Origin of the sequence: Streptococcus mitis (assembly GCF_003942965.1) — a bacterium.
GTDB lineage: Bacteria > Bacillota > Bacilli > Lactobacillales > Streptococcaceae > Streptococcus > Streptococcus mitis_BH.
The window spans coordinates 1-2539 of sequence record NZ_RJOG01000056.1 but is presented as its reverse complement, the minus strand read 5'-3'; the positions used below and the strand labels follow the sequence as shown (position 1 = coordinate 2539).

Annotated in this window: 3 protein-coding genes; all 3 read left to right on the top strand. The window is 32.3% G+C overall.

Features of this window, described 5'->3' with window-relative positions:
• Positions 1-769 (top strand): CDP-glycerol glycerophosphotransferase family protein (locus tag D8837_RS09145; protein WP_125456864.1); only part of this gene is annotated, 769 nt, incomplete at its 5' end.
• A gap of 14 nt (positions 770-783) precedes the next feature.
• Entirely contained in the window at positions 784-1764 is a 981-nt protein-coding gene (locus D8837_RS09140; RefSeq protein ID WP_125456863.1) for a glycosyltransferase family 2 protein, read from the top strand.
• A 30-nt stretch (positions 1765-1794) separates the two neighbouring features.
• The coding region (locus D8837_RS09135) for a glycosyltransferase family 2 protein (protein WP_142999006.1) at positions 1795-2539 on the top strand (745 nt) is incomplete at its 3' end.

Here is a 2539-nt window from a genome sequence, read left to right as displayed (position 1 = left end):
GTGGCATGGAATGCCCTTGAAAAAAATTGGTAATCTTGAAGTTGGTATGGAAAAGATTGACTATAATTTCTTTACAAAATTAGTCTCCTCTTCAGAATTATTTACTCCAATTATGAAAGCAGCCTTTAATGCTAAAGATGAGCAGATGCTTCTTGTTGGCAATATTCGTAATGATGAGCTCTTTAAAGAGAAAGAAGAGAAGAAAATCATCTGGATGCCAACATACCGCAATTCTAAAAACTATCATGATAGCCAAGCAGCATTGATATTTTCTTTGGAAGAAGAGGACTTTCAGAACATTGAAGAACTACTTTCAAACTATGGCTATCGACTATATATTAAACTCCATCCTCTTGAGGAATCTCAGTTACAATTTGAAATGAATGCTTCGACCATTCATCTATTGACAGAAGATATCATTAGTGAGCAATATGGGACTTTATATACCTTTTTGGGTACAACCAGTGCATTGATTACAGATTATTCTTCAGTATTTTTAGATTATTATTTATTAAATAGGCCAGTTGCATTCACCATTAATGACTATGAGGAATACAAGGAAAAAAGAGGCTTTGTGTTTGAAGATGTGAAGAGTCTTATGGTGGGGAGTGTCATTCGTGATTCACACGACTTATTAGAGTTCCTAGAGAGTGTCATGAAATCTGAAGATCCTTATATTGAAGAACGAAAAAAAGTCAATAGCAAGGTTAATGCCATTCAAAAAGATTTTACAAAGACACTTTTGGATGAAATTGGATTAAGGAAATAAGGTTAGGATAAAGAATGATTAGTGTAATCGTACCCGTTTATAATGTAGAAACTTATCTGGAAGAATGTTTAGACAGCATTCAAAACCAAACCTACACAGACTTTGAAGTCCTTTTAGTCAATGATGGTTCAACAGATGGATCAAAAGCTATTTGTGAACGTTATTGTAAAGAGAATCGTCGCTTTCACTTGTTGAATCAAGAAAATCAAGGATTGAGCGCTGCACGAAATACTGGTGTAGCAGCTTCAAGAGGAGAGTTTATTGTATTTGTGGATAGTGATGACATGATTCTAGCGAACTATTTAGAAACCTTAATGCACTATATGCGTGAAGACGTAGATATTGTGGAAAGTCAGTTTACCGTATCTAACGAGGAATTTCTTGCTAAAAGTTTTAAAGAACCAACTATTCTATTCGAAGGGAACTCTCAAGAAGCAGTAAAAATTTTCCCTAAACATGTTTTAAATGTTAATGCAGTTACAAAACTTTATAGAAGATCAATTGTTGAAGCTGTTCCTTATATAGATGGGGTGATTTTTGAAGATGTTTATTGTGGAATTGGAATGTTAAAATATATTCGAAAAATCATTAAAATTGATTATAAAGGTTATTATTATCGACAACATCAAGCTAGTATCATGCATCGAACCTTTACTCCTAAAAATTTAGATATCTTTACAGTAAGCGACAAATTAATAGACTTGTATTCTGATAGGGAAGAACTTCTTCCTTATATTGCCAGTTTCCTAGTTCATTTAGCTACAATGCATTATCAAGATTATATTCGAAAAGGAAATCCATATGCAAAAGTCTATAATCAAAAATTAGCAGAGTATGTAGCTATAACGAAGAAAAATCCTGAGGTTGCCAAAAGTTCGCGTATGATTAGACTTTATAACCTGTGTCCAAGATATTACAACACCATCCTATTTCCCTTCTATCACTCTATATGGAAATGGAAAAATGGCATTAGGGAAGACAAGTTAGAGGAATGATGAAATACAATTCAAGAAGGGAAAAAGAAAATGATTAGCTTAATCGTTCCAGTTTATAACGTGGAAGAATATCTGGAAGAATGTCTAGAAAGTATTCGAAAGCAAACCTATCAAGATATAGAAGTCATTTTAATAAATGATGGTTCAACAGATGGTTCCCAAGCTATTTGTGAGTATTTTTGCCAAACAGATAAGCGTTTCCGATTGATCAATCAAAAAAATCAAGGTCAAAGTGTAGCCAGAAATCATGGCGTAAAAGAATCCCTTGGTGAATATATCATGTTTGTCGATAGTGATGATGCTGTTAAAGAGAATATAGTAGAAGTATTATTATCCTATATGAAGGCAGATGTGGATTTAGTAGAATGTAATCTTGTTCGCAATCAAGAAGAATTGCATAAAAATAAACCGATTCGAGTTATTTTCGAAGGTAATTCAACGGCAGCCATTATTAAATGTATAGCACTTAAAGAAGTGAATTATTCTCCATGTGCAAAATTATATAGAAGAGAAATTATTGAAAAAGTTCCATTTTTAGAAGGTGTTATTTACGAGGATGTTTATACAGGAATTAATTTTTTAAAAAATATTCGAAAAATGGTAGTTGTTGATTTAACTGGGTATTATTACCGATTTAGTCCGAATAGTACTATGACAACTTCTTTTAATGAGAAAAATTTAGATATTTTTAAAGTTGGAAATCAATTAATAGCATCATTCCAAGATGATGCATATTTATTACCGTACATTGGATACTTTATGTTTTATCTAGGGG

Bases quoted from the DNA above. Each gene is read 5' to 3' on its own strand.
- D8837_RS09140 (WP_125456863.1), top strand. From the start codon at position 784: ATGATTAGTGTAATCGTACCCGTTTATAATGTAGAAACTTATCTGGAA.